Source organism: Thermostichus sp. MS-CIW-25 (assembly GCF_054060015.1).
Window position 1 is genome coordinate 1 of record NZ_JBSSCS010000040.1, and the last position, 25,049, is coordinate 25,049.

Genomic DNA, 25,049 nt, shown 5'->3' on the forward strand with positions numbered 1-25,049 from the left:
TTGACGCAACTCTTGTGGGACTATCAGCTTGCAACGTACAGAGATAGTCTGGCTCATGGGCTTATTGTAGTTTATCCAGACTTTTGACCAGCAAAACCTATATGGAGGAGGGCTTTCCTCCCGACACCAAGCCTGCGGCTATGGTGCAGGCCTCCAGCCCGAAAATTTGGTGACTGGGGCCGGAGAATGAAGATAGGCTGGAAGCGAACGTTGGTGTTCATCCAGGCGAGCGGGGGAAAAAGATGAACGAGCCCATGTCGCCGTCAGTACGGGCGGCTATCGAGCGGATGAAATCTCGTTTGCGCATGACTCGTCGCTTTGGGTTTTGGTTCCAGGCAATCTTGGGGGCGACGGCGCTGCTGCTGTGGTTTGGCTTTTTAATCGGCCAAAATACCGTCTATCGAGATGACTCGCTGGGGGCTGTCATCGCCTTCTGGTTCACCTTGTTTACATTGCTCACCCTGGCAGCCGGTCTATTTTTCAACTGGCGCTACTTGCTCCACGCGGAGCGCCGCTCAGCTTCTGCTGATGCCCTAAGCCAATTGGATTTGCCCAAGCAGTTGCAGTTGGTCACCTATGTCAGCCTCATTGGGGCCTTCCTTGCTTTGATTGGTATGGAAGCCCAAGTGGGCGAGCTGTTGGCGCGCATGTTTTCCCGCACCCAGGCCAACCAGGTGACAGGAGTGCTGCTGCTGGCCGCCAACATCAACGTGACGTTTGCCCACTTCGTCTGCTTGGCAGGGGTTCTCTGGATTACCGGTGTCCTCGACCGCGAACCCTAGCGCCGGATCCCTGGCCCACCTTTGGGAGTCATGTGGACAGTGGCGAGACGGCTTGTTGTTTTTATAGTCGTTTACAGTCGTTCTAGTTCAGGGCAAGACACCTGAGCTACTGTTCGCGCTAGCGGGACGGAGTCCTTGAAAGGCCTTCTGGCACGGTGCATTTAACGTTTTAGGCGTGGGTGCAGTGTCCTAGTTTGAATCGAAATGACCATAAATGGGCAAAGCAAAGAGCCCCCAACTTAGGAGATAAGCTGGGGGAAGCCCTTTAGGTTTGCTTGAGTTTTCTCCAGACCACCCAGGCCTTTGAGACCTTTGCGACCTCAGTAAAAGCAATGGCTTTACTTAAAGCCCACTGCCGCTTGCCAGACAAAAGCCAGCAGGAAAAACAGAACAGGGATGATCGGCAAAATGTCGATCAGCGGGTCAAACAATTCATAGCCTTCCGGCAAACTGGCCAGGAGCACCATCGCTGACATAGCAACAAACCTCAGGGGAAAATGCGGCTGAAGAAACTGCTTCTTTCAGAATTAAAATAGAGCTTAACATCATCCAGCAGGGATCCGGACTAAGTTCAAGAAATGTAAAGGAAGTGGCGACCTAGAGAACGCCAATGTTAGAGAGGCCCAAAACGACCCCCACTCCCAACAAATGGCCAAAGCTGGCAACCCCGATGACTTCTGGCCAGGTCATTCCCAGTACCGGCCCGGTCTCTGAGGCCACTCCAGAAGAGGATTTGAAGCTCAGGTAAGCCAGCCCTGTGCAGAGCAGAATGATCACGGCGCTCAGGGGGGACCAGGGGCTGGTTTGAGCGGTCAAAGCCAGCGGCGCGACAACAGGCATCATGGTTTTCGTCCTCAACTCAGGTTGACCGACTCTTAGATTACCCCTCCTGCTGGGATCCCCTCGCAATCTGCACATGAATTGCAACAGAGGCTGCAACAGAACCTCACACTACGGCTTTTCTCCGGCTTCAGGGGCAGTTTGCTATTGCCGGGATCCTTCAGGAATCCTTGGCCAGGAGAGGAAGGTGCCCCCATGGCTGGGGTTGTGAGGAAAATAAGGCTTGGGCTGAGAAGCTGGGCAGGTCTCTGCCGTATACTAACGAAAGTTAACAAACTTATCTCTTCGATCTCTTTTCGGTGTGATGACTGGGACGCGCTGCCTCGACCCATCCTCTCTGTCTGCACTGTGCGCACCTAAGGATGGCTGCCGATGACTGTTGCTGCTACTGCTGAACCAGCCCAAAAACCTTTCGCATTGCCTCGTGAGCTGTTGGGGCCACCCTCGGAATTTTGGAATCCCACCTTGCTGATGTTTTTGGCTGCGGTGGTGCTTTCGGCCTCTTGCTTTGGCGGGTACGCCTTTTGGCACTGGCCCAAATGGATGGTGTTCTGGCTCAATTTTGTGGCCCTCTATGTTCTGGGCACGGTGATTCACGATGCTTCCCATGGCTCGGCCCACCGCAACCGCTTTCTGAACGAGGCACTCGGACACGGCTCTGCCCTGTTGCAGGGTTTTGTCTATCCCGTCTTTAAGCGGGTACACATGCAGCACCACGCCCACGTCAACCATCCTGAAGACGATCCCGATCACTATGTCTCAACGGGAGGGCCGCTGTGGCTGATCGCGCCGCGGTTTTTCTACCATGAGGTGTTTTTCTTTAAGCGGCAGCTCTGGCGGAAAGGTCGCTGGGATCTGCTGGAGTGGGGCTTGAGTCGGCTGGTGGTTATCCTGACCTTTGGTCTGGCCAGCTACTTCGGCTACACCGACTACATCATGAACTATTGGCTACCCCCTGCCTTTATCATGGGGTTCTTGCTGGGCTTGTTTTTTGACTACCTGCCCCATCGCCCTTTTCAATCCCAAGAGCGGTGGTACAATGCCCGCGTCTATCCCGGATGGCTGACCAACATTCTGCTGTTGGGGCAAAACTATCACCTGATCCACCATCTCTGGCCTTCTGTTCCCTGGTACAAATACCAAGCAGCCTACTGGGCAGCCAAACCTGAGCTGGACGCGCGCAACTGCCAGCAAACGCTGGGGATCTGGGAGAAGGGAGAGTTTTGGGGCTTTTTGTACGATGCTCTGATCGGTCTGCACTGGCACAAGCCCACCTCAGCTCACCCTGCTACAGCAGCCAATTCCGGATCGGAGGGATCCCCTGCGGATCCACAGCCCGGCTAGCATGGTTTGGCCAACGCTGCAAGTCCCTCAGGTGCTGCTGTTTGTGGAAGCGGCCAGCCTGTTGCAGGACTCTAGCCAGGTTTTGTTGCAGGCCGGTCGGGCAACGGCAGATTTGCCGGAGTTGATTGCAGAAGCGCAGGCGCGGGCCGAAGTCCAGGTGCAGCTCCTTGGGATCCCCGCAGACTTGCGGGCACAGGTGCGAGGGATCCTCAGGTTGACCTCGCCCCAAGAGGTGCTGGCCTACTTGCAGGACTTGCTGGACAGGGGATCTGGCCCGGATTTGGAAGCCTTTTTGGAGCAGGCGGGATCCGCCTCTACAGTGCTGCGCTTCCCCCCCCTGTTGGTGGGGGCTGTGGCTCTGCAGGTGTTGCTGGAGCGGTTGGACTTTTCCCCAGAAGAGCGGGCTGTGGTGCAAGCCCAACGGGATCAATGGGAACAGGCCCTGGCGGAATTGGCCACTCACCACAGGGTTTCCCCAGAGCCGCTCCGGGCCACTGCCGAGACGATGCTGCGGGCTGCTTCGGCAGAAGAGCTGCTGCAACTGGGGCAGGATCTCCTTCAAGATCTCCAAGATCTCGCTGCTGCCGATTCTGAGCCAGAAGCCGAGCCTCAGGTGGAATTGGCGGGGCCTCTGCTGTTCATGATGGTGGCGGATTACCTGTTGGCCCAAACGGAGTATCCGCTGACCCCGGAGCAGCGGCTGGACTTGCAAACCAATCGCGCCGAGGCAGAAACCCGCTACTTGGCCATGCAAAAGTTGGGCCGCATTGAAAACTTGGCGGAGCAACAGGCTTATATTCGATCTTGGATTGACCAAGCTTCCGTACCGGATTTGCTGCAGGCTTTGGATCGCTTTTTTGCGGCGTCTGAACCCAACTCGTGAGGCCCAGAGATCACCAAAGGTTTGCTATCCCCTATCCTGGAAGCAAAGGGATCCCACTTGAGGTGTGAAAGTGGACTGGGGCAGCCTGTTCTGGATTTTTCTGATCTTCAGCTCTTTGCAACCTCTGCTGAACCGTCGTGCCCAAGAGTTCCGGCGCTTGATGGCCATTCGGGAGTTGGAGCAAAAGCGGGGCAGCCGGGTGATTCTGCTCATTCACCGCCAGGAGTCGATTAGTTTTTTGGGGATCCCGGTTTCCCGCTACATCAGCATCGAGGACTCCGAGCAGGTATTGCGGGCGATTCGCCTTACCCCACCCAATACCCCGATTGATTTGATTTTGCATACCCCCGGTGGCCTGGTGCTGGCCACGGAGCAAATTGCCCGCGCCCTGATCCGCCATCCGGCCAAAGTGACGGTCTTCGTGCCTCACTACGCCATGTCGGGGGGGACAATGCTGGCCCTGGCCGCCGATGAAATCGTCATGGATGCCAATGCAGTCCTGGGGCCGGTGGATCCACAGTTGGGGGGGTATGCTGCCGCCAGTATTCTGCAGGTGGTGGCGGATAAACCCATTGCCGAAATCGACGACCAAACCTTGATCCTGGCGGATCTGGCCCGCAAAGCGATGCAACAGGTACAGAACTTCGTGCGGGATCTCCTGAAGGACGATGTGCCCAAGCGCAAAATTGCCCCCGAACGCATCGAGCCCCTCATCCAGTACCTAACCAGTGGACAAGTTACCCACGACTACCCGATCACTGCCGAAGAAGCCCAAAGGTTGGGCCTGCCCATTTCTACCGAGTTGCCACCCCAAATCTATGCCCTGATGGACTTGTACCCACAGGCCACCATGGGCCGCCCTTCCGTGCAGTACATCCCCATCCCCTATGATCCCCGCCCCGCTCTGCCCAGAGGGGGATCCCGCTCTGGCCTAGGGTGAACTCTTGGCGTAAGCTTCCATAGCTTCCAGGCGCAGCCCCCCTGCCCGGCGAAACAGCTCTTGTCCGGTGTGCAGATGGCGGTCGTCGAAGTTCAGGGGGAAATACTGCAGCTCCTCTAGAGCGTCCTCTAGGTGGTTGAGGGCGTAGTAGAGGCGAGAAGCCACTCCCCCCAGGCTGCTGGGATTGGGGAGGCGGCCAAAGATCTGCTGGGCTTGGGCCAGTTTCTGCGCACACTCTTCCAGATAGTCAGCAAAAGACTGCAACAGGTCGGGATCAAAGGGATCCGCCGCCAAAGCATTCAACTGAGGCTTTAGGGAAGACAACAAGGGCCCCAACACTCGGTTTAGAGGGGTGTAGACCTGTTGGATCCAGGCTGCGCGGGCGATGGCTTCGTGGCTGACGGTTTCACGGGGGGATCCCGTCGGCTGGGGGCGGGGTGAGGTGCGGCTGGAGTGCAGTTGCCGATCGTATTCGCGGCGAGATTGGGGATCCTTGAGCACCGCGTAGGCAGCGTTGATCTGGCGGATGCGCTCAGAGGTGGCCCGATCTTTTTTGGCCAGCAGGCTGTCGGGATGGTGGTACTTGACCAAACGACGGTAGGCAGACTTGATCTCCTCCGCCGTCGCCGCCACGGAAACGCCCAAAACTTCGTAATGGGATCCGCTCTCCATACTCCCCAGGCCTGCCGGAAAGAAACTTCCATATTCTACCTGCAGCCTAGAATAAAGGTGAGTTTTCCGGTGCTGCCCCATGTCTTCCGCCTCGCCCCAGGGATCCCCCAACCCTTTCAGTGCCCTCTTGGGGGCCACCATTGCCGTCAGTCTGGGCTACGGTTTTTTTCAACTGCTGCTCTCGATGTTGGCCAAGTTGCCGCCGATCGATGTGGAGATTGGATCGTTGGCCCGTGGGATCAGCATTCTGGTGCGCTACCTGCTGGTCGGTTCCGTTTCCCTGATTGCCTTCATGTTTGCCATGGTGGGGTTGGGGCTGGCGGCCTATTGTGTGCAATTGCTGGGAGAGCGGCTGACCTCCTCTCAGCGCTGAACCTAGGGGCACAACCTCTGGCCGACTCGTTGGGCGTTTATCATGATGAGCCAGCTTCTTCTCAGCGCAGCACCACCTTGGGGGAGAGCAACAAAGTCAGGGATCCCTGGCGGTAGTCAATCCGGCCTTCGGCAAAGCGCACTTGGGCTAGGCCCGCTTTTTTGAGGGTGATCGCGTGGGCGTTGGCCGGGTTTAGACCAACAGCCGCTTGTACCCACAGGCTCAGATCCGGCTGGTGACCGACCAGAGCCAAAGACGCCAGAGGTTCCCGCTCTGCTTGCCAGCGCACCAGGTCAGCAAAACTGCCGCCCGGAGCCAGCGGCTCAAACACCTCCACAGCTTCGGCCAGGTTCTCGTCCAAAAAGATCTCAGCCGTCTGCCGAGCCCTCACCAGGGGACTGGTGAGCAGGAGATCCCACCTCCAGCCCATGTTCTTGAGCTGGCGGGCAATCTTGCGGCAGCGCCTGCGACCTTCGTCTGTAAGGGCCCGAAAGGCATCCTCGACTTCTGGCCGGGGTTCCTCGGCTATGCCATGGCGAATAAAATCCACGGCCAATTCCTGTCGGGCAGTCTGCTTTTCTGCCGCCCCCTGATGGTGCTCCGCGCTGCTAACGCGAACGCTCTCCTGTTGTTCAGACCCAGAGACCATAGAACTCCAAAACTCTGTCCTGCCGGCGCGAACGGCACTGTCAAATCTTGACTGCCAAATCTTGGAATAACTGTAACTCTCCCAGAATACTGTGGGAAAAAAGCCCACTCCCTCTACGGCAGCACTCCCGCGACAAAACCGGAAGTCATGAAGAAGACGAGGGGTTATGCAGTCGCTGGCTGACCAGAGTGCGCCCCTCCTGGGTGTAGAGCTGCCAGTAGTTCCAGTAGTTGCCAAACACGGACTTCACATAGCCCCGAGTTTCGGGGAAGGGGATCTGCTCCACAAACACATCCGGATCCTCGAAGCCAAAGCGGTTCAGCCATCTGGCCACGTTGCCGGGGCCACCATTGTAGCTGGCCAGGGCCAGCAAGGTGTTGTCTTGATAGGTGCGGTGGGTGTAGTCGAAGTACCAGGATCCCAGGTAGAGATTGTCGGCGGGGTTGGTGAGGCTGTACTGGGCCAGGCCGATCTGCTGAGCAATCCAGCGCCCGGTGGCGGGCATCACCTGCATCAAGCCCAAAGCCCCCGAGGCCGAGACGATCTCTGGCTCAAAGCGGGATTCCTGCCGGATCAAAGCCGCCACCATCAAGGGATTGAGGTTAAATTGCCGTGACCAGTGGGCCAAGCCGGGTTGGGCGTAGGGATCCCCGCTCCAGGAATTGTCGGGGCCCGCATAGTAGTGCAGCGGATAGATGGCCTGCCAGAAATCTTGGCGCTGCCTCAACGTCTCCAGCAAGGGATCCGGCTCTTCGCTAAAGCGCAAAGCAGCCACCTGGTTAATGCCCCGCAGGTGATCTCCGGCGCTGTTGCGCAAAATGCCCGTAACAAAGCGCTCGGCAACGCTCATCTGGCGGGGATCCCGCTGCACCGGAGTTTCGCCCTGCCAGCGTTCCCAGGCCAGTTGGCTGGCTCCCATCAAATGCAGGGTTTGCGTAACTGCAGAGACCCCCGGCAACGGTTGGCGCACCGGCTGAAAATCCACCTCCACTCTTTTGCGCCCGCTGTAGAAATCCCCCACCGGCCAGCCCAGTTGCACTGCCGACCGCCAGCCGTAGTAGGTGTGGGGAAACTGACGCAGTACCTGCCGATAGGTCTGCCGAGCTGCAGCCACATCCCCCTGCTGTTCCCGCCATTTGCCCGCCCAGTAGAGCAGTTGTGCCCCCATTTCTGTATCCCGCTGAGCAGATCCGATCTGTTGGGCCAGGGCGATGGCTTGGCTGAGATTGCCTGCTTGTGCTTGGCTCCAGGCCACCGTCCAGGCGGCATTGGCCGCAGCTTCGCTGGCCGGAAAGCGATCCCAAAGGGCTTGCCGGGTGGCTTGGGCCGATTGGGGGCTGGCGTTGCGATCATAGAGCTGGCTGAGGCTGAGCAACGCCTCTGGAGCTTCTTTATCTGAGCCGGATCCCACCTGTCGGAGGAGTTCAATTGCCGTCGGCAGGTCGCTCAGTTCCGCCAAACGGCGACGGGTGAGGGAAGCCTCTGGCCCATCGGGGAACTGTGCCAGCAGCGCTTGGTAAGCCGCTCTGGCCTGAGGAAACTCCCGCGAGATCTGGTGGCTGCGACCCCAGCGGTAGAGGTTCTGAGAGGTGGCGGGGGCACGTCCATAGGCCCGGGCAGCTTTGCCGTACTCCCGTTGCTCCCAGTAGGCATCGGCGAGGATCTGCCAGTCGGAAGCCGTGAGGGATCCCTCTTGAGCCTGCCGCCAGCGATCCAGCAACGGCGTTAGCCCAGGGGTTTGCGGGTGATGTTGGGCCAAATCCCGCAGCAGGTCATAGCGGTCGGGATCCAGCTCTAGCAAATGCTTGAGGGCACGTCCAGTCAGCGGGTGGGTGGGAAATTGCTGCCGCAGCCGATCCACCTGGCCCATCCCCCAGAGGGCGTAGGCGGCCACAGGACTGTGGGGATATTCCTGCAAAATCTGGGGCCACCAGATCCCTTGGGCTGTTTCCTTGTCCTGCAACTGTTCATAGGCTTGGGCCCTGAGCTTCCAAATCTCTTCCCTCAGAACCGGCAGGCTCTCTTCCAGCCCCTGCAAATGCTTCAAGGCAGATTGCGCTTGGCCGGCCTGTAGCGCTGCATAGGCTTGCAGAAAGGCCACTGTGGAAGTTTGAGGCAGTTGCGCCGGATCCCTGTCTTCTGGTGCAGAGGCCACCTCCGCGGTTTCTGCCCAGGATGAGGTGTAGAAGCCCCAGACGGCCCCACCCAGAGCTGCTCCCGCTGCCAGCACACCGGCAGCCCATCTTGTCCAGCGTCGTTTGCTGCCTGTCAGGATCCCCATGCTTTGCCTCCCCACCACCTCTGAACTAAGATACTCAACCCGACTGCGTTGAGCCACCGGACAACTCGATACTTGCGAAACGGCTGGAAAGCTCACCTGGCAAGCGGTCACCGAGCATTGGGGCCAGACGATAAGCAGGGAGAGGAGCAGTTCTTTCCTCAAATCTTCAGATTTCAGACAGCAGTGAAACAGCTCATTTCCCCAATTGCGGGATCCCTGTCGGGCTTTCACTGCGGTACACCTTGGCCCCGACACTGCGCAGCTTTTCATCAATGGCTTCGTAGCCCCGGTCGATGTAGTGCAATCCGTGGATTGTGGAGCAGCCTTCAGCCGCCAGGCCGGCCAACACCAGGGCCGCACCCGCCCGCAGGTCGGTAGCCACCACCGGAGCGCCGGAAAGGGACGGCACCCCTCGGATCAGGGCCACTCGGTTCTTCAGGCGAATATCGGCTCCCATGCGATTCAGCTCGGGAATGTGGTGCATGCGGTTTTCAAACACTGTCTCCTCAATGGTGCAACTGCCCTCGCTCAAGGCGGCCAAAGCCATGATCGGCGCCTGCACATCGGTGGGGAAACCAGGATAGGGCAGCGTTTGAATATCGGTTGCCTGACACAGCCAGCCTGAGCTCAGTTGAGCCGGGGCAATGCGCAGCCGGTTTGGGCCTTCCTCTTCCACCCGCAGCCCCATCGCTTGCAACTTGGCGATCACCGCCCGCAGATGATCGGGAATAACAGGGCCAACTGTGAGGTGAGAGCGGGTAATGGCCCCGGCAATGAGATAGGTGCTGGCCTCGATGCGGTCGGGAATGACGGTGTACTCCGTTCCATGCAAGCGGGGCACCCCTACCACCACAACCGTATTGGTGCCGACACCGCGAATGCGGGCCCCCATGGCTTGACAAAAACGGGCTAGATCCGCCACCTCCGGCTCTTGGGCGGCGTTCTCGATCACCGTTTCTCCATCCGCCAGCGTAGCGGCCATCATCAAGGTCTCGGTGGCACCGACGCTGGGATAGTCCAGGTAAATACGGGTTCCCAACAATTTACGGGCATAGGCATGAACCACCCCATGCTCGATTTGGACCGTTGCCCCCAAGGCTTGCAGACCCCGCACATGCAGATCCACGGGACGAGACCCAATCGCACAGCCACCGGGCAGGGGAACTCTGGCCACCCCCAGCCGCGCCAACAGAGGCCCTATGATGAAAAAGCTGGCCCGCAACTGGCTGACCAATTCATAAGGGGCTTGAGAGGTTTTGAGGGAGCTGGCATCCAGGTCCAGGGTATTGCCAACATGGGAAACCTTAACTCCCAGCGTGGCCAGGATCTGCCCCATGCGTTCAATGTCCAGCAGACGCGGCACGTTGTGAATTCGACAGGCCTCAGGAGCCAAGATGGCCCCGGCCATCAGCGCCAAGGCAGAGTTTTTTGCCCCGCCAATAGGGATGTGGCCACTCAGGGTCTGCTTGCCAATGATTTTCAGCACTGGCCCCATCATCTCTGGCGCGGTTGCCATGCCGGTCTGGGGCGGCGTCAGGCCAGGCTCTAGGGGATCCGCCCCGCTGACGCGATTGTCAAAACCTTTCAATCTCCCTCCTCACCCACAAAAAATAGGCGAACCCTTCTCAGAGAATACTCTGGGGATCACAGCAGCGGCTAAACTCGCAAGCCAAATTGGGTGTGAGGAAGAAGTTCCCATGGCTGTGCTTCTATCCTGCAGCAGCGGACAGGGGAGCGGCTAGGCCAGTTCACCAGATGCAGGTTCTCAGCGAAGGCAACTGGGGGGCAGCCCAACAGCAGGGGGCGGTATGATGGATGCTCAGGGGAAGTGCTTGCAAGGAAAACAGGAAGGAGACAGCCGATGATTGCCACTCAAGTCTCTGCCCAAGAGTTGTTTCGGGCCGCCTATGAAAACCGCTACACCTGGGATCCCGCTTTCCCAGGCTACAGCGCCGAGGTCACCTATTGGGATGGGGAGCGCACATTCGTTGGGCAGGTGCGAGTGGGAGCAGACCTAAAGGCCACTGTTACCGGCGTAGAGGATGAGGAAGCTCGAAAAGCCATTCACAACCAACTTTGGGAGATTGCCATTCACCGGGTGCGCCGCAGCTTCGACGAGACCCATGGGAGCAACACCTTCCGTTATGGCCAAACCCTGCCCGATGGCACAGTGGAGATCCTGGTGGGGGGCAAAGCCGAAGGGGATCGCTACCACGTGCGCGATAACCAGGTTACCATGGTGCATCGGCATATCCACGGAGTGGTGGTTACCATCCACACCTTCAGCAGCCACGATACCGGCGAAGGCTATCTTTCCCACCGCTACGATTCCGTCTATCACGATCCCCAAACGGGCGAGCAAAAAGGCGGGCGCAGCCAATTCGAGGATCTGTATACAAAAGTGGGCCAGTACTACATCCTCTCGGAGCGGCGTATCCAGACCGAGACGGAAACCGGCCCTGTGGAGAAGCGCTTCACCTTCAGCAACTTGACCTTGCTAGACGTTGGGGCGTGAGCGACCCGGCATTGACCCCAGCAGGGTAGGGGGCCAGCTCTCCCGTTCTCACTGTTGGGCAGCTACCGGGAGGCTGAGTTCACGCCCTTCTTGGCGGCCAAGCCTTTCTCGATAACGGGAAAGCCGATCTGTAGGCTTTCAAGCTTTGTTGCAGAACGATCCTCCCGGTTAGAAAAAGCAAGAGAGCCTGAGCTATGCTTTGAATATTCTCCCGCCTGCGATTGGCATGGACAACACCACAGCAAAACCTGACCCGGATTCCGAAGCCCCCATTGGTGCCCCTGACCTGATCATTCGCCCCGCCCAACTGGGGGATCTGGAGGCTGTGGAAGAGATTTTGGCGCAAGCCTTTGATGAAGAGTACAGCAGCCGCTCGGTGGATATTCGTCGCCAAGTGCGGCGGTTGCGCCAGTGGTATGGGCCCCTGAAAACCCTGACCCTGTTTCCCAATCGCTTTCAGCACATGTTTACGGTGCATGTGGCGGAGCTGGAGGGCAAGATTCAGGGAGTGATTCAGGTTTCTCCCTTCAACCATTCCCGCAGCACCTGGCGGGTCGACCATATCGCGGTAGCGCCCTCTGCCCAGCGCCAGGGGGTGGGATCCCGGCTGCTCAAGCACTGCATGGAGCACTTTCGGGAAGCTCGCACCTGGATCCTGGAGGTGAACATCCACAACAAAGGGGCAATGGCGCTCTACCGGCGCAACGGCTTCCAACCCTTGGCTCAGATCACCTACTGGTCGATTCCAGCCGATATTCTGGCAGCTCTCAGCCAGCACGAGCCCAAATTGCCCAACCTGGTGCCGGTGACCAATCGGGATGCCTACGCCATCTACCAACTGGATACGGGATCCATGCCGGCCACTGTGCGCCAGGTGTACGACCGTGAGGTGAACGATTTTCGCACTAGCCCACTGGATTGGCTTTTGGAGCAGGCCAAATGCGCCATTAGCCAGACGGAGCGGGTGGAAGTGTGTGTTTACGAGCCCGAACGCAAAACCGCCATCGGCTACTTCAACTTGAAGTTGGATCGCACCGGGCAGCAACCTCATGTGGCCAAGCTTACGGTTCACCCTGCCTACACTTGGCTTTACCCCGAACTCATGGCCAAGATGGCCCAGCTTACTCAGGCTCATCCGCCGCAATCTCTGGCCTTGGCCTCCACCGATTACCAGCCGGAACGGGAGGAGTTCTTGCTGAAGCTGGGAGCCCAGGATGTAGAGCGGACGTTGCTGATGTCGCGTTCGGTGTGGCACAAAATCCGCGAAAGCCGCCTCTTTACCTGGGATAGTGCTTATCTCAACGCGATGCTGCGGGGATTACAGGTGAAGCAGCCAGTGCCGGAGCGGTTTGAGGGGCCGCCGGAGGGCTGGGTAGAGCACCACTTTCATCCCATTAGCCCAACCGAGCCAGATCCCAGCTCTGGTCGCGTCAGCGGTGTGGAGTCTTCACCAGGGCTCTCCAGAGACTCCCAATCTGAGGCTTCTCCACCCCCTAGCTAAGGGAGAGAGAGCCCCAATCCTGGCTTGCTTGCACCTTGCGAAAAACGGATGAAAGACCCGAAGGGCAATTCTACTGCGGATCCCTCTTGGCGGGCGCTGATTCAGGCGGCACTGCACCGGAACCGTAGCGATCCCGGTGTGCGGTATTTGCAATTGGCCACGGTGGATCCCCAGGGGCATCCGCGCAACCGCACGGTGGTTTTCCGGGGGTTTTTGGGCGATACCGATCGCATTCAATTGGCGGTGGATAGTCGTAGCGAGAAGATTCGACAAATTGCCCACTGCTCCCAGGCTCAGATCTGCTGGTATTTCTGCAAAACCCGCGAACAATTCCGCATTGCCGGCACCCTTGAGGCCATCGCCGCGGATCATCCGGATCCCCAAGCTCAGCGCCAGCGGCAGCAGTTGTGGCAACAGATATCGGAAAAAGGACGGCTCCTCTGGTTTTGGCCGGAACCCAAAGGGCCGCTCGCCCCGCCAGAGGCTTTTATTCAAGAGTTGCCGAAAGAGAAAGATCCGCTGCCCCCGCAGACTTTTGTGGCATTACTGCTGGAGCCAACAGAGGTGGATCACTTGCAGCTTAAGGGGGATCAGATCTATCCCCAATTGCGGACGGTGTACGAGCGCACTTCCAAAGGGTGGCAGCGTCGGGCCGTGAATCCCTGAAGGCGATCCAAACTGGTTTCAGCCTGGTCTGGAGTGGGGGATCCCTTATTCCTTGTTCCTCCAAAGCACAGGGAATAGAGGAATGGACGTGTTAACGTAGCTGAACGATCGTGTTCTGCACGGTGGGGGCGTTATCCTCTGATGGAACTCTGTACGCGTATGGCTGGTCTATCAGGGGTAGGGCAGCAGTTGATGCCTTTTGTCTAACTCGACACGTATCACTTTGGCTTGCAGTGGTCTCGATGTGCGTCTTGATCTGCTCATTCGCTCAGGCTGTTGCCTCTTTTTTCGCCGGCGGCCCATTGCTGAACAGAGCTTTGAGGGGCAAGGGATCCCTAGTATTGTCTGCCGCTCTGGTTGGGGTAGGGGTTCTCGTGCAGGGATTGAGGGCACAGACTCTGGAGAAACCGACGCTGAAAGCCTTGGAGGATTCCGTTGAGGGGAATGTTGTCCCTGTTCTGCACTCAGAACCTGCCTTGCCCCCCCAGGCTGTCCCCACCTCCGCCCGCACAGGATCCTTTCGTGTCGGCAATCGCACGCCCCATCCGGTTCGGCTGGTGATCTTGATGCGCAGCGGCGAACGGATGATCAATCCGGAAACGGCCCACTGGGACTTTGCCCCTGGAGAGGGGGGGAGCGAGGGATTGCTGCTGAGCTTGGGAGAGGAACCGCTGCAAATCGGCCCCGGAGACATTGTGGTGGCTTTCGCCCTGGATGGAACCCGCCGCTATTGGGGGCCCAATGTGGTGGGAGAGTCTCTGGCCCCGTTTTGGGATGGGGAGAGCGGCTCCTGGTCGATGATCTTGCAGCCTTAGATGCTTTTGTACTGAATAGAACATCTTGTGGTTTATAACTGGCTGCGCAGTTTATAGCTTTCTAGGGTGTTGGCCAGCAGCATCGTTACCGTCATCGGCCCTACGCCTCCCGGTACGGGCGTGATGGCAGCGGCCAACTCTTTGACCGCTTCATAGTCCACATCTCCCACCAATTGCTCGGCTCCGGTGGGGGTCTCGATGCGGTTGATGCCAACGTCGATGACCACCGCGCCGGGTTTCACCATGTCTGCCCTCAATAGGCGGGGGCGGCCCACGGCCATCACCACAATGTCGGCGGCGCGGGTCACTTCTGCCAAGTCGGGGGTGCGGGAGTGGGCTAGGGTGACCGTCGCATCGGCGGCCAACAACATCAAGCTCAAGGGCTTGCCCACCAAGATGCTGCGACCGACCACCACTGCCTTTCGGCCTGCAATCGGGATCCCTTCTGCTTGCAACAGGCGCATCACGCCCAAGGGGGTACAACTGCGCAAGCCGGGTTCGCCGCGCAACAGCCGGCCCAGGTTGAGGGGATGGAGTCCATCCACATCTTTGCCGGGATCGATGGCCAAAAGGGGGGGGATGGGATCCCAGCCGGGGGGCAGGGGCAGTTGGACGAGGATGCCATCCACCCGCTCGTCCTGATTGAGTTGGTCGATGGTCTCGAGCAAATGGGCAGGGGAGTCTTGGGCGGAAAAATGTCGGCCAAAAGAAGCAATGCCCAACCGCTCACAGGCCCGCTCTTTGCCGCGCACATAAGCCGCACTGGCGGGATCCTCTCCAACCCGCAACACCGCCAATCCCGGTGGCCGCCCCACCTGGGGTATCCAAGCTTGCACTTGGGCGGCCATCTCCGCTTGCAGACGGGCGGCTAAGGCTTTGCCATCGAGGATTTTTGCGGGCATGGGGGCGCAAGGATAAAGACAACCATCCAACGACCATCCATAGTGAAGCAGAATGGCAACAGCAGTGCAGGGGAAATGATCAGGTGGGATCCCTATGATTCGGGCAGGTCTTCTTCCTCTTGGCCCAATTGCTCGATGATGATCTCCACCTGCTGCCGCTTTTGCTCCAGGAAGTCCGCGCAGGTTTTCAGGGTTCGGGCGGCCTGTTGAAAGCGCTCCACCACCTCGGCCAGATCCAGCTCCCCCGACTCAATCTGGGCAATCAAAGTTTCCACTTCGGCAATGGCCGCTTCATAGCGCCACGGCTCCTCACGTTTGCGGCAGTTCATGGCTCTCCTCTACTCGTACCCACAGGCTTCCCGAGGCCAGTTGTATTATCAGGCGGGTTTGGGGGGGCAGTTGATGGGTGCGGATGAGGGATCCCTCTTCATTTCGCACCAGGGCATAGCCCCGTTTCAGAATGGCTTCAGGATCGAGAGCTTGTAGGCGATCTTGTAGGGCCTGTTGGTGCTGTTGGTGTTGCCGGAGGCGATGGCGCACGGCTTGGAGCAGGCGATGTTGGCGCTGGGTCAAGCGCTCCTGGGCCTGTTGCAACAGCCGCTCTGGATGCACGTAAGCCAGGTGGTGTTGGGCCTGCTGCAAACGCTGCTGGGCCCTTTCCAAAGCTTGGCGAGTGCGTTCGATCAACTTCTGGCGCAACTGGGATCCCTGGCGCTGCAATTCCCCCAGATCCGGCACGATCCGCTCGGCAGCTGCCGTTGGGGTATGGGCGGCGTAGTCGGCAGCGTAGTCAGCCAGGGTTTCATCCCGCTGGTGGCCAATCCCGGTGACCACCGGGATCCGACATTCGGCAATGGCTCGCACCACCCGCTCATCGTTAAAACAGGCCAAATCTTCGCTGGCTCCACCGCCCCGCGCCAGCAAAAGCACTTCGGCCCGCCCATCCCGCTCCACCCGTCGAATGGCCCGCACAATTGATTCCGGGGCCGCCTCCCCTTGCACTTGAGCTGGGGAGAACAGCACCCGTAGCCCGGGGTAGCGCTGGTTGAGGGTGCGCCGAATATCTCCCCAGCCGGCAGCGTGGGGGGAACTGACGACGGCAATGCACTGGGGATGAACAGGCAGAGGTCGTTGGTTATCGAACAAGCCCTCAGCACTGAGGCGGGCCTTGAGCTGTTGAAATCGCAACGCCAACAGCCCTTCCCCGGCAGGCAGCAATTGCCAGATGACGAGGCGATAATGGCTGCCGCCGCTATAGATGCCAAGTTGCCCAAGGGCGAGCACCTGTTGCCCCACTTCCGGCCAGAAGCTGAGCCTGGAAGTTTGGCCCTGCCAGACCACCCCCTTGAGAACGTCGCCGGTTTCCGGATCGGTCAGGGTCAAGAACAGGTGGCCATTGCGGTTGCGCTGGCAACTGGAGACTTCCCCGCTCACCCACAGCCTGACCAAGTAGGGATCCCCGGCCAGCAGCGATTTCAAATAACGGGACACTCCCCCCACCGAGAGCAGGGGAGCCTCATCCGTGAGCAAAAACTCCATCCCACTGCTGCGGGCGGCTAAAGTCACTTCTGAAGGGACAGGATCGCGCATCCAGGGTTCTCGAATAGCGATGGGACTTGTCGGGATCCCATCTAGAATAGGCGACAACCGGGCGAGAGAGGAGGTGAGCTGGCGGGTGACCTTCGCCCAGTGGCTGGGGCTAGGGGCGCTGTTGGGCCTGCTAGTTCTGCTTTGGCAGATCCGGCAGATCCTGCTGTTGGTGTTCGCGGCCATTGTGTTGGCAGTAGCATTGGATACCTTGGCCCAGATCCCACAGCGCTACGGCTTTCGGCGTGGCCCCTCAATTGTCATCACCAGTTTGACGGTTTTGGTGGCCGCGATCTTGGTGGGGCTAATCGTGGTGCCCCCCCTGGCGGAGCAGTTGCGGCGGCTGTTTACCGATGGGGTGCCCGCCGGGATCGTGCAAGCGCAGCGGCTGTTCGAGAGCTTGATCCTCTCTTTGCCGACGGATATTGAGCTGCCGACGCTGCGGGAATTGGCCAATAGCTTGGTGCCCCAGGCCACCGAATTGGTGCGCCAAGCGCGAGACTTTTTCTCCCAGTCCTTCACTGCCTTTTTCGGCACCCTGCTCAACCTGTTGTTTGTGATCATCCTCACCATCTTGTTGTTGGCGGATCCCCAAGCCTACAGCCGCGCTTTTGTCTCGGTTTTCCCGGCCTTTTACCGTCCCCGCATTCGCTACATCCTCAAGCGCTGTGAGCTGGCGCTGCGGGGCTGGCTGATGGGGATCCTCTTCACCAGCACCTTGGTGATGCTGCTGAGTGGGATCGGGCTGTGGATTTTGGGGGTGCCCCTGATCTTGGCCAATGCGGTGCTGGCGGGATTGTTCAACTTCATCCCCAACATCGGCCCAACCCTGAGCGTGGTAGCCCCCATGCTGGTAGCCCTCACGGATGCCCCTTGGAAGTCCTTGGCAGTGCTGGGACTGTATATCCTGATCCAGCAGTTGGAAAGCAGCGTCTTCACCCCCATCGTCATGTCCCGACAGGTGTCGCTCCTGCCCGCCCTAACCCTAGTAGCTCAAGTTACTTCAGCCTTTTTCTTTGGGGTGCTGGGCCTGTTCCTGGCCGTGCCTTTGGCGGCAATCCTGCAGGTGTGGATTCAGGAGGTGCTAATTCGGGATGTCCTGGATCCCTGGCAGGGATCCCGATTGCGGCCCTTGCTCAGGTTGGAAAGTGGAGAGAATGGGATCCAGAGCTCCACCCAGGCGGAAAACCAGGATCCCATTCCGCGACCGCAATCGGTGCGAGAAGGTTGAGGGGGCAATGCTCCTGGCTTGGCTCAACCCCATCAGCTTAGCCACACGACCGGCCCTTCCATTGGGCAGGAATCGACGTTCTCCCCACGGCTAGAGCCGGGGGATTCTTTCCCGTCGCTCCACGCTCCTCGCGCTTGACCGGTGTGAGAACGCGACAACTGGCAACTGCGCACCCAGGCAGAGCGGCATCGGGGAAACAGTGAGGCCCACGGCCCGCTGTGCGAAGGGCATTCTGTCAACCAAGGATTCTGTCCCGCTATCGCTCACCTGGCAAGGTTGGACTGTGGAGTCCCGGCGGGAAAAGCCGCAACCCCTGCTGTCGCACCCGCCGCTCCTGGAAGGGAATGGGGGTCACGCGCGGCAAAGGCGTAGCCACAGTCTGGGGAGTTGAAGTGGGCACAGCTTGCGGAGAGGGCTCTGGGCTGGGCTCAGGCGTAAGCTCAGGTTCAGGAGTGGCCACCACGGGCGGTGGCGTTGGAACAGCCGGGATCCCCTCTGGTGTCGGACGGGGGCGGCCCAGTTGAAAGCGCGGCTGGCGACGAGGTGCAAGCGTGGGCGTCGCCTCTGGCGTTGGAGTCGGAGTGGGTGTGGGTGTGGGCGTCGGGCTGGGTGTTGGCGTCGGAGTAGGAGTGGGCGTGGGTGTCGGAGTGGGCGTGGGTGTCGGAGTTGGCGTTGGCGTCGGAGTAGGAGTGGGCGTGGGTGTCGGAGTTGGCGTTGGCGTCGGAGTAGGAGTGGGCGTGGGTGTCGGGCTGGGTGTTGGCGTCGGAGTAGGAGTGGGCGTGGGTGTCGGAGTTGGCGTTGGCGTCAGCGTTGGGGTGGGCGTGGGTTCCGGAGTCGGCGTGGGTGTGGGCTGCGGCTGCACAATGGCGAGGGCCTCTTCGGCTTTTAGCTCCCCCCGAACCAGCTTGGAGAGGGTGTCTTGGCCGCCAGGGGTGTAGGTGATCTCGCGGGCGGCGCTGTTGAACACATTGCGGATGGGATCCCCTTTGCTGTCCACCAGTTCCAGCACCATCACATTGCGACCGGGCCTGAAGCCCTTCAGATAAAAAGACTCCCAGCGATCCAGCAGGCCAGATTGGCCGTTGAGGGTGTAGCGGATCCGCCAGTCCCGTGGCAAGTCACTCAACAGGCTCTCCCGCACTGGGGCATTGGCCAGCCAGAAATCCACCAAGATTGGCTCGGCCCCGTAGCTGCCTGTGGGGCGGTTGTAGGTGAGCAGGGGCAGTTGCGGCTGTGGCACGTACTCGGGGGTGGGAGCTAGCACGTGGAAGCTAACCTGGGCATAGGCTTCAGAGTTTTTGAAGCTCTCGTGCCAGGGTTTGCCGGCAAACACCCGCAGAGTATGGGATCCCGGCTCCAAATCCTTGAAAACGAGGGGAGCATCGGCATCGTAATGGGCGATGTAGGGCCGGTTGTCCAGCACCACGTGCAGATGAGGGCCGAGACCCAATTGCGGATCTTTGAAAAGTGGGTACCCTTGCACCGCGAAGCGAACGGTTACCTGCCGCTCTGACAACACCTCACCTGGCTTGGGGCTGAGGATCTGAACTTGCGGGCGACAATACTGCAAATGGGCATCCAGCTTGGCAATCTCCGGGGGAACCGGCACGCGCTCTAGCTGGGGAAGCTGTTCCTGGGAGGGTTCAGGCGGGGATCCCCCACAAGAGGCCAAAACGAGGGCGGCCAACAGACAGATCCACCATCTCAACAACCCCCACGTTCTCAACCTGGCATTTCCCGCGTGTTCTTGCATGAGCCTTACATCCCAATGCTCTTTGTATCCTGCCGAGCCGCAGACAAGCCATCCCCACATTACCAGCATGTGTCCTTTGGGGAAGATCCCTTCCCCCGCCCTAGAATGGGATCAACTGGCCTGGCTCAAGCCGGGTCGGAGACACTTTTGAGGTCGTGTATGGCTCTGTTGGCGATAACAGCTCTTGCGGGCATGGATCTGGCCCAGTGGCAAGCTCTGCTCAACAACGTGGCGTTTGCCATTTGTTTGGGGGCCATGCTGTTTTACTGGGGCGGGGCAGCTTTTCCCCAGGTGCAGCTTTTGGCCGAATTGGGCCTAGCGGGGATGATCGGGGCAAACTTGACGATGGCCGCCCTGTTGACGGCCCGCTGGATCGATGCAGGCTACTTCCCCTTGAGTAATCTGTACGAGTCTTTGTTTTTCCTGGCCTGGGGGATCACCGCTTTGCACCTGCTGGCCCTCCACTGGAGCCGCAGCCGCTGGGTGGGGGTCATGACTGCCCCAGTTGTAACCGGGATCGTAGCCTTTGCTGCCTTGGTGCTGCCGGAAGATATGCAGGTAGCCCAGCCCCTCGTGCCGGCTTTGCAATCCAACTGGCTGATGATGCACGTGACTGTGATGTTGCTGGCCTACGCGGCGCTGCTGGTGGGATCCCTTCTCTCCATCAGCTTTCTCATCGTCACCCGCGGTCAGGAAGTGCATCTCAAGGGCAACTCCCTCGGCCTGCAATTTCGCCCTCCCCAACCCCAGACCCATCCCGAATGGGCGGAGGCCACCCTGCCCTCCCCGGCTTCGGAACTGGCCTATGCCGGCCTCCGCTCCCCCCGTCCTGCCCCCTCGTCGGCTGAACTCCCTCCCCAACCGGCCCCCGAAGGGATCCCCTGGCAACGGCTGAGCCTGGCAGAAATCTTGGACAACACCAGCTACCGGCTCATCGGGCTGGGGTTCCCCCTGCTCACCATCGGCATTATTGCCGGCGCCGTTTGGGCCAACGAAGCCTGGGGTACCTACTGGAGCTGGGATCCGAAAGAAACCTGGGCCTTGATTACCTGGTTGGTCTTTGCCGCCTATTTGCACGCCCGCATCACCAAAGGCTGGCAAGGCAGACGCCCCGCCCTCTTGGCCAGCTTGGGTTTTGGAGTGGTTTGGGTATGTTATCTGGGGGTGAACTTTCTGGGCAAAGGCTTACACAGTTATGGCTGGTTTTTCTGAGGGAATTTTTCTCAAAAACCGGCCCGAGTTTATGGGTATTCTGGTGCTGGCAAGCCGTAGTGGATCCCTTCGAGGAGAAAAACGATGCGACTGTTCAACTACCTGATCTTGTTTTCAGCCCTCCTGGCCATTGCCCTCTTTGCCATGCAAAACGCCACCCCGGTCACGGTTACTTTTGCCCCCGGCGTCAGCGTTGAAAGCCCTCTGGTGATGGAACTTCTGGCATCTGCCGGGATTGGGGCCGCCCTCGCCTGGCTGTATAGCCTCTGGATGCGCGTACAGTTCAGCATCGAAGCCCGGGAAAAAAATCGGCAACTGCAGGAGAAGGAAGTCACCATCACCGAACTCAAGGAAATGGTGGTGGAGCTGGAAGCCAAAGTGAAGCAACTGCCTCCCAGCAAGCGTGCCGAACCCCAAGAGGACATCCAGGATGTGAAAGAAGTGGCCACCGAGGGATCCCCTGCCTAAAATCCCCAGGTTGACCCACAGGCCGTTGAGGTAGAATTGAACTTCTACTTGCCCCTCTCCCTAGCTCATACTTCCTATGCAGGTTATCCAAGAAAAACGCCCTGGCAGCCGGGTCGGTCTCAAAATCGTGGTAGAAGCCGACCGGGTGAAGCGCTCCTACGAAAAAACCTTGCGTCAACTGGAGCAGAATATCCAGATTCCGGGATTCCGCAAGGGCAAGGCCCCCCGCAATCTTGTTGTGCGTCAGGTGGGCCGCGAGCGCATCCTGGCCAGTGCTGTCGATGACCTAATCAACGAGGCCATTCAACAGGCTTTCAAGGAAGCTCGGCTCACTCCCATTAGCCGGTTCGAGCTGGATGACGAGGTGGGGCAGCTCTTGGCTCAGTTCAACCCCGAAGCAGACTTCAGCTTCTCGGGATACGTTGAGGTGTACCCCGAAGCCCGCGTTGGCCAATACAAAGGGCTGACCGTTACGGCAACCCGTGTTGACGTCAAACCTGAGCAAATTGACCAGCTCATCGACCGATGGCGGGATCAGCGGGCCACCCTCTTGCCGGTAGAAGATCGGCCTGCTCAGTTGGGGGATGTGGTGGTGATCGATTTTGAGGCCCGCGATGCAGAAGGCAATCCCCTCGACGAGATGACCACCCAGGACTTCCAGCTGGAACTCAAGGAAGACAACTTCATCCCCGGTTTTGTGGCGGGCATCGTGGGCATGCAGCTCGACGAAACCAAGGAGATCGCAGCCACCTTCCCCGACGACTACTTCAGAAAAGAGTTGGCCGGGAAAACGGTTACCTTCACTGTCTGCCTGAGGGAGATCAAGGCCAAAGAGCTGCCCGAATTGGATGATGCCTTTGTGCAAGAGATCAGCAGCTTTCAAACGGTGGCCGAACTGCGGGAGCACTTGCAAAAGCGCCTTGAACAGGATGCCCTGAGACAATCCGAGGAGAACCTGGAAACCGCCCTCCTCAACGCCATCTTGGAGACTACTGAGGTGGATTTGCCGGAAACCCTCATCGAACAAGAAACGACACAACTGCTGGCCCAGAGTCTCCAGGCCCTGCGGCAGGAAGGCATCAAGCCGGGGGAGCTCCGTAAGTTCTTGTCCGAGTTGCCTCCCGAAACCCTTAACCAGTTGAAAGAGCGCCACCGACCCGAAGCCATCGACCGGCTGCGGCGCACCTTGGCCCTGAGTGCCATCGTTCGGCAAGAGCAAATTGCCGTAGGCTCTACGGAGTTGGACGTGGAAGTGGAAGAGGTGATGGCGGCCTACGCCCAGCAAGGCCAAAAGCTGGATCGGGAACGAGTACGCCAAGCCGTCTATGAAGGCTTGCTGACCAACAAGGTGATGGCTTGGCTGAAGTCTCAGACCACGGTCAACTGGGTCGATAGCGAGGGGAATCCAACCCAGGCGCCCACTTCTTTGGCAGGCTCGGAGGAGAAGGTTGAAGTGCCAGAGGCCGAGTTTAAGTTCGATGAGCCAGAAGCAGAGGTATCTGGGATCCCTGAGGCAATTGAATCCTCCTCAGAGACGGCTACGGGCGCGGAAACGGATGGAGAAGCTGCAGCTGCGGAAGCCGAGCCAGCTACAGAAAAGGCTGTAGAAGCATCCCCTGCTGAAACCGTCTCAGCCTCTGCGGCAGAGGCAACGCTCCCAGTTGAGGAGAAAGCGGCAGAGACCGCTACAGAGATCCCGGCAGCAGAAAAGCCCAAGCCGAGCAAAAAGGACAAAAAAGGCAAGTGAATGCGCTGGGGATTTTCTGGCTGAGGGCATTTCCTTCAAAAGCAAGGGGGCGCAGCCCCTAGTGTTCCAAGTCGCAAAAAATAGATATCTACCACTGCTGGCAGTGGCAAAGGGGAGCGTTTAGGGTTTATCCTATTCGCAACATCTGCAAGAGGGCAGGCTGCCATGAAGGGATTTGCGCGCGTACTTGGGGCTTGGGGGATCCTCACCCTGATCGCCGGGATCTCGCCCGGCAGCGCTGTGGGCCAATCGGCCTTGCCTCCTGTGCCCATCATGCCCTCGGATCCCCAAGGTTCGTTTCCCGATCCAGGGATCCCGGCAGCCCCTTCCCCTCCCCGTGAGCCGGTCGGGCTGGATCTCCGCCATCTGGTGGGATTGTTCATCAACGAGTCCTTGGGTGCAGGCAACCAAGCTGCCGCAGTCAGTTACAACGACCTCTACACCCGCCTGTTGGCCCGAAGCTACGGGGATCCCCGCCCCCCCATTGAGGTGGAGTACGAGTTCATTCAAGAGATCCTGCGGGAGTATGGGGATCCCGCCGATCGTTTCTGGGATCCGCAAGCTTTCAAGGACTTGCTCAACCGTCCCCGTCCTCCCGTACAAGCCCGCGGGATTGGCCCGCGCCAGGTTTACTTGGCTGTGCCGGATCTCACCCCAGCCACGGCTCAGCAGATCCGCCAAACCCTCTACACCCAAGACTACAGCCAGGGCATTGTCCTCGACCTGCGCGGAGCTGTGGGCTACGACCCCCAAGTGGTGGCCGATGTGGCGCGCCTGTTTTTGCCCCGCTCCGTCCAGCCGCTGCTGATTACCGAAGACCGATTCGGGCAGCCCACCCTCTGGAACAGCGAAAATCTGCCCATTGCCGCCGGGATCCCGTTGGCCGTTCTCGTGGATGGTAACACCCGCCAGGGGGCCACCCTCCTGGCTGCCCAGTTGGGATCCAGCGGTAGCACCCTTATCTTGGGACAGCCCACCCAAGGCAGCGAGCGACAAACCCGCTTCTTTGCTCTCCCCTCCGGCGCGGCGGTGGAACTGGCCGTGGCCACCTGGAAGACAGGAGATGGTCGCTCTTTGGAGCGAGGTTTAGTGCCTTTGCAGACGGTGGAAGGAGATGACAATGCTTGGCTGAATGCCGGCCTGCAAGCGCTGGCCTTGCCCCCACGGCGACCCACCCTGCCCCCACGGCCTACAGTGCTGGTGCAAGAGGGCCGAGTTGGCCGCTTTGAGCTGGGCATGGATACCCGCAACGTGGATACCCACCTGCTGGGCAATGTCGATCAGATCCCAGCGGCCTCTGGAGCTAATGTGTTTCAGCCCAACAGCGACCTGAAGATCTTTTACCTACAAGACTACATCCTCTTCACCTACCGTCATCCGGGCATTGTGGATAGCTTTTTCGCCAACCGCATCTACACCACCCACCCGGAAGCCATGACCGGCGAAGGGATCCGCATCGGCTCCACCTATTCGGAAGTGATCGCCGTTTACGGCGGGCCCGGCGAGAACGGCTACAACGAGGTGGTGCCCTATCCCAAGGGAAGCCGAGAGTATCTGCGCGACGACCGCTACTACGTCAACTACGATGCCCTGGGCCTGGCCTTTGCCTTTGAGGTGGGATCCAACCAGGTCACGGCCATTGGCCTGTTCAAGCCGGGGAGCTGAAGACGAAGGTAAACTACCCCCGCCTAAAGGCGGGAGCTTTCAGTAGCCCTAGAGTCGGCAAGCCAACCCTGGACCTCTAGGCTGGTTTACAAAGGCAGCCCCAAGTCTGGCAATCATACTCGCCCCACTCCAGTCCGCATCCCCTTCCCATCCACAATGCCCACACTTAAACTGCTTCCCACGGCGATAGGACTGTTCAGGGTCAGGATGAATGTGCAAACAC

At 59.3% G+C, this 25,049-nt stretch carries 24 protein-coding genes and 1 pseudogene; 14 read left to right on the forward strand and 11 right to left on the reverse strand.

Features of this window, described 5'->3' with window-relative positions:
• The first annotated feature begins 242 nt into the window (after positions 1 to 242).
• Positions 243 to 782 (forward strand): DUF3611 family protein, encoded by a 540-nt coding sequence (locus tag ACVWZ1_RS12045; protein WP_414332564.1) that lies wholly within the window; start codon positions 243 to 245, stop codon positions 780 to 782.
• A gap of 338 nt (positions 783 to 1,120) precedes the next feature.
• Here ACVWZ1_RS12045 and ACVWZ1_RS12050 read toward each other — a convergent pair whose 3' ends face one another.
• Both ACVWZ1_RS12050 and psaK read right to left on the reverse strand, forming a co-directional pair.
• The gene (locus ACVWZ1_RS12050) at positions 1,121 to 1,258 is read right to left on the reverse strand and encodes a photosystem II reaction center protein K (RefSeq protein ID WP_414332566.1); all 138 of its coding nucleotides are present in this window, start codon (positions 1,256 to 1,258) and stop codon (positions 1,121 to 1,123) included.
• A gap of 121 nt (positions 1,259 to 1,379) precedes the next feature.
• A complete protein-coding gene (gene psaK / locus ACVWZ1_RS12055) occupies positions 1,380 to 1,625 on the reverse strand; it encodes a photosystem I reaction center subunit PsaK (RefSeq protein WP_414332568.1) in 246 nt (81 codons plus the stop codon).
• Between the two features lie 369 nt (positions 1,626 to 1,994).
• Between psaK and ACVWZ1_RS12060 the strand changes: the two genes are divergently transcribed.
• The 3 genes from ACVWZ1_RS12060 to ACVWZ1_RS12070 all read left to right on the forward strand — a co-directional run bounded on the left by ACVWZ1_RS12060 (position 1,995) and on the right by ACVWZ1_RS12070 (position 4,789).
• Positions 1,995 to 2,966, forward strand: coding sequence for a fatty acid desaturase (locus ACVWZ1_RS12060; RefSeq protein ID WP_457467246.1), 972 nt, complete (start codon positions 1,995 to 1,997; stop codon positions 2,964 to 2,966).
• Position 2,967: 1 nt separating this feature from the next.
• On the forward strand, positions 2,968 to 3,849 hold the full coding sequence (locus ACVWZ1_RS12065) for a hypothetical protein (RefSeq protein ID WP_457467247.1): 882 nt from the start codon (positions 2,968 to 2,970) through the stop codon (positions 3,847 to 3,849).
• A gap of 70 nt (positions 3,850 to 3,919) precedes the next feature.
• On the forward strand, positions 3,920 to 4,789 hold the full coding sequence (locus ACVWZ1_RS12070; protein ID WP_457384648.1) for an SDH family Clp fold serine proteinase: 870 nt from the start codon (positions 3,920 to 3,922) through the stop codon (positions 4,787 to 4,789).
• Here the strand turns inward: ACVWZ1_RS12070 and ACVWZ1_RS12075 are convergent.
• Positions 4,781 to 5,461, reverse strand: a complete 681-nt coding sequence (locus ACVWZ1_RS12075; protein WP_457467248.1) for a J domain-containing protein — start codon at positions 5,459 to 5,461, stop codon at positions 4,781 to 4,783. The genes ACVWZ1_RS12070 and ACVWZ1_RS12075 overlap by 9 nt on opposite strands.
• Positions 5,462 to 5,540: 79 nt before the next feature.
• On the opposite strand from ACVWZ1_RS12075, the gene ACVWZ1_RS12080 reads away from it, so the two are divergent.
• Positions 5,541 to 5,834, forward strand: coding sequence for a DUF3082 domain-containing protein (locus ACVWZ1_RS12080; protein WP_457467249.1), 294 nt, complete (start codon positions 5,541 to 5,543; stop codon positions 5,832 to 5,834).
• 61 nt (positions 5,835 to 5,895) lie between these two features.
• On the opposite strand, the gene sixA is transcribed toward ACVWZ1_RS12080, so the two are convergent.
• The 3 genes from sixA to murA all read right to left on the reverse strand — a co-directional run bounded on the left by sixA (position 5,896) and on the right by murA (position 10,280).
• Positions 5,896 to 6,483 (reverse strand): phosphohistidine phosphatase SixA, encoded by a 588-nt coding sequence (gene sixA / locus ACVWZ1_RS12085; RefSeq protein WP_457445543.1) that lies wholly within the window; start codon positions 6,481 to 6,483, stop codon positions 5,896 to 5,898.
• A 145-nt stretch (positions 6,484 to 6,628) separates the two neighbouring features.
• Positions 6,629 to 8,764 (reverse strand): lytic transglycosylase domain-containing protein, encoded by a 2,136-nt coding sequence (locus ACVWZ1_RS12090; protein ID WP_457467250.1) that lies wholly within the window; start codon positions 8,762 to 8,764, stop codon positions 6,629 to 6,631.
• Positions 8,765 to 8,957: 193 nt separating this feature from the next.
• Positions 8,958 to 10,280 (reverse strand): UDP-N-acetylglucosamine 1-carboxyvinyltransferase, encoded by a 1,323-nt coding sequence (gene murA / locus ACVWZ1_RS12095; RefSeq protein WP_202943714.1) that lies wholly within the window; start codon positions 10,278 to 10,280, stop codon positions 8,958 to 8,960.
• 345 nt (positions 10,281 to 10,625) lie between these two features.
• Here murA and ACVWZ1_RS12100 point away from each other — a divergent pair, with 345 nt between their 5' ends.
• The 4 genes from ACVWZ1_RS12100 (at position 10,626) to ACVWZ1_RS12115 (ending at position 14,261) form a co-directional block, all read left to right on the forward strand.
• Positions 10,626 to 11,279: a DUF3386 domain-containing protein gene (locus ACVWZ1_RS12100; RefSeq protein ID WP_457467251.1), complete on the forward strand. Its 654-nt coding sequence runs from the start codon at positions 10,626 to 10,628 to the stop codon at positions 11,277 to 11,279.
• Positions 11,280 to 11,505: 226 nt separating this feature from the next.
• Positions 11,506 to 12,780, forward strand: coding sequence for a GNAT family N-acetyltransferase (locus ACVWZ1_RS12105; RefSeq protein ID WP_457388765.1), 1,275 nt, complete (start codon positions 11,506 to 11,508; stop codon positions 12,778 to 12,780).
• Positions 12,781 to 12,828: 48 nt separating this feature from the next.
• A complete protein-coding gene (locus tag ACVWZ1_RS12110) occupies positions 12,829 to 13,446 on the forward strand; it encodes an Npun_F5749 family FMN-dependent PPOX-type flavoprotein (protein WP_457388767.1) in 618 nt (205 codons plus the stop codon).
• A gap of 341 nt (positions 13,447 to 13,787) precedes the next feature.
• Positions 13,788 to 14,261: a hypothetical protein gene (locus ACVWZ1_RS12115; protein WP_457467252.1), complete on the forward strand. Its 474-nt coding sequence runs from the start codon at positions 13,788 to 13,790 to the stop codon at positions 14,259 to 14,261.
• Between the two features lie 32 nt (positions 14,262 to 14,293).
• On the opposite strand, the gene folD is transcribed toward ACVWZ1_RS12115, so the two are convergent.
• The 3 genes from folD to xseA form a co-directional block, all read right to left on the reverse strand.
• Entirely contained in the window at positions 14,294 to 15,163 is an 870-nt protein-coding gene (gene folD, locus ACVWZ1_RS12120) for a bifunctional methylenetetrahydrofolate dehydrogenase/methenyltetrahydrofolate cyclohydrolase FolD (RefSeq protein WP_457503487.1), read from the reverse strand.
• 92 nt (positions 15,164 to 15,255) lie between these two features.
• Positions 15,256 to 15,492, reverse strand: coding sequence for an exodeoxyribonuclease VII small subunit (xseB, locus tag ACVWZ1_RS12125; RefSeq protein ID WP_457503488.1), 237 nt, complete (start codon positions 15,490 to 15,492; stop codon positions 15,256 to 15,258).
• A complete protein-coding gene (xseA, locus tag ACVWZ1_RS12130; protein ID WP_457503496.1) occupies positions 15,473 to 16,702 on the reverse strand; it encodes an exodeoxyribonuclease VII large subunit in 1,230 nt (409 codons plus the stop codon). The genes xseB and xseA overlap by 20 nt, the downstream gene beginning before the upstream one ends.
• A 124-nt stretch (positions 16,703 to 16,826) precedes the next feature.
• Here xseA and ACVWZ1_RS12135 point away from each other — a divergent pair, with 124 nt between their 5' ends.
• The gene (locus tag ACVWZ1_RS12135) at positions 16,827 to 17,981 is read left to right on the forward strand and encodes an AI-2E family transporter (RefSeq protein WP_457503489.1); all 1,155 of its coding nucleotides are present in this window, start codon (positions 16,827 to 16,829) and stop codon (positions 17,979 to 17,981) included.
• A 256-nt stretch (positions 17,982 to 18,237) separates the two neighbouring features.
• Here ACVWZ1_RS12135 and ACVWZ1_RS12140 read toward each other — a convergent pair whose 3' ends face one another.
• On the reverse strand, positions 18,238 to 19,689 hold the full coding sequence (locus tag ACVWZ1_RS12140) for a hypothetical protein (RefSeq protein ID WP_457503491.1): 1,452 nt from the start codon (positions 19,687 to 19,689) through the stop codon (positions 18,238 to 18,240).
• Positions 19,690 to 19,893: 204 nt separating this feature from the next.
• On the opposite strand from ACVWZ1_RS12140, the gene ccsB reads away from it, so the two are divergent.
• The 4 genes from ccsB to ACVWZ1_RS12160 all read left to right on the forward strand — a co-directional run bounded on the left by ccsB (position 19,894) and on the right by ACVWZ1_RS12160 (position 24,826).
• Entirely contained in the window at positions 19,894 to 20,946 is a 1,053-nt protein-coding gene (gene ccsB, locus ACVWZ1_RS12145; protein ID WP_457503493.1) for a c-type cytochrome biogenesis protein CcsB, read from the forward strand.
• An 84-nt stretch (positions 20,947 to 21,030) separates the two neighbouring features.
• Positions 21,031 to 21,414, forward strand: a complete 384-nt coding sequence (locus ACVWZ1_RS12150) for a LapA family protein (protein ID WP_011431755.1) — start codon at positions 21,031 to 21,033, stop codon at positions 21,412 to 21,414.
• A 76-nt stretch (positions 21,415 to 21,490) separates the two neighbouring features.
• Positions 21,491 to 23,161 (forward strand): trigger factor, encoded by a 1,671-nt coding sequence (gene tig, locus ACVWZ1_RS12155; protein WP_457503494.1) that lies wholly within the window; start codon positions 21,491 to 21,493, stop codon positions 23,159 to 23,161.
• Between the two features lie 165 nt (positions 23,162 to 23,326).
• Positions 23,327 to 24,826: a S41 family peptidase gene (locus tag ACVWZ1_RS12160; protein WP_457503495.1), complete on the forward strand. Its 1,500-nt coding sequence runs from the start codon at positions 23,327 to 23,329 to the stop codon at positions 24,824 to 24,826.
• A gap of 48 nt (positions 24,827 to 24,874) precedes the next feature.
• Here ACVWZ1_RS12160 and ACVWZ1_RS12165 read toward each other — a convergent pair.
• Positions 24,875 to 25,049: pseudogene (locus tag ACVWZ1_RS12165) on the reverse strand (RNA-guided endonuclease TnpB family protein); the annotation flags it as partial.

Coding starts and splice junctions, on each gene's coding strand:
- ACVWZ1_RS12045 (WP_414332564.1), top strand. CDS start 243: ATGAACGAGCCCATGTCGCCGTCAGTACGGGCGGCTATCGAGCGGATG.
- ACVWZ1_RS12050 (WP_414332566.1), bottom strand. CDS start 1,258: ATGTCAGCGATGGTGCTCCTGGCCAGTTTGCCGGAAGGCTATGAATTG.
- psaK (WP_414332568.1), bottom strand. CDS start 1,625: ATGATGCCTGTTGTCGCGCCGCTGGCTTTGACCGCTCAAACCAGCCCC.
- ACVWZ1_RS12060 (WP_457467246.1), top strand. CDS start 1,995: ATGACTGTTGCTGCTACTGCTGAACCAGCCCAAAAACCTTTCGCATTG.
- ACVWZ1_RS12065 (WP_457467247.1), top strand. CDS start 2,968: ATGGTTTGGCCAACGCTGCAAGTCCCTCAGGTGCTGCTGTTTGTGGAA.
- ACVWZ1_RS12075 (WP_457467248.1), bottom strand. CDS start 5,461: ATGGAGAGCGGATCCCATTACGAAGTTTTGGGCGTTTCCGTGGCGGCG.
- ACVWZ1_RS12080 (WP_457467249.1), top strand. CDS start 5,541: ATGTCTTCCGCCTCGCCCCAGGGATCCCCCAACCCTTTCAGTGCCCTC.
- sixA (WP_457445543.1), bottom strand. CDS start 6,483: ATGGTCTCTGGGTCTGAACAACAGGAGAGCGTTCGCGTTAGCAGCGCG.
- ACVWZ1_RS12090 (WP_457467250.1), bottom strand. CDS start 8,764: ATGGGGATCCTGACAGGCAGCAAACGACGCTGGACAAGATGGGCTGCC.
- murA (WP_202943714.1), bottom strand. CDS start 10,280: ATGGCAACCGCGCCAGAGATGATGGGGCCAGTGCTGAAAATCATTGGC.
- ACVWZ1_RS12100 (WP_457467251.1), top strand. CDS start 10,626: ATGATTGCCACTCAAGTCTCTGCCCAAGAGTTGTTTCGGGCCGCCTAT.
- ACVWZ1_RS12105 (WP_457388765.1), top strand. CDS start 11,506: ATGGACAACACCACAGCAAAACCTGACCCGGATTCCGAAGCCCCCATT.
- ACVWZ1_RS12110 (WP_457388767.1), top strand. CDS start 12,829: ATGAAAGACCCGAAGGGCAATTCTACTGCGGATCCCTCTTGGCGGGCG.
- folD (WP_457503487.1), bottom strand. CDS start 15,163: ATGCCCGCAAAAATCCTCGATGGCAAAGCCTTAGCCGCCCGTCTGCAA.
- xseB (WP_457503488.1), bottom strand. CDS start 15,492: ATGAACTGCCGCAAACGTGAGGAGCCGTGGCGCTATGAAGCGGCCATT.
- xseA (WP_457503496.1), bottom strand. CDS start 16,702: ATGGAGTTTTTGCTCACGGATGAGGCTCCCCTGCTCTCGGTGGGGGGA.
- ccsB (WP_457503493.1), top strand. CDS start 19,894: ATGGCTCTGTTGGCGATAACAGCTCTTGCGGGCATGGATCTGGCCCAG.
- ACVWZ1_RS12150 (WP_011431755.1), top strand. CDS start 21,031: ATGCGACTGTTCAACTACCTGATCTTGTTTTCAGCCCTCCTGGCCATT.
- tig (WP_457503494.1), top strand. CDS start 21,491: ATGCAGGTTATCCAAGAAAAACGCCCTGGCAGCCGGGTCGGTCTCAAA.
- ACVWZ1_RS12160 (WP_457503495.1), top strand. CDS start 23,327: ATGAAGGGATTTGCGCGCGTACTTGGGGCTTGGGGGATCCTCACCCTG.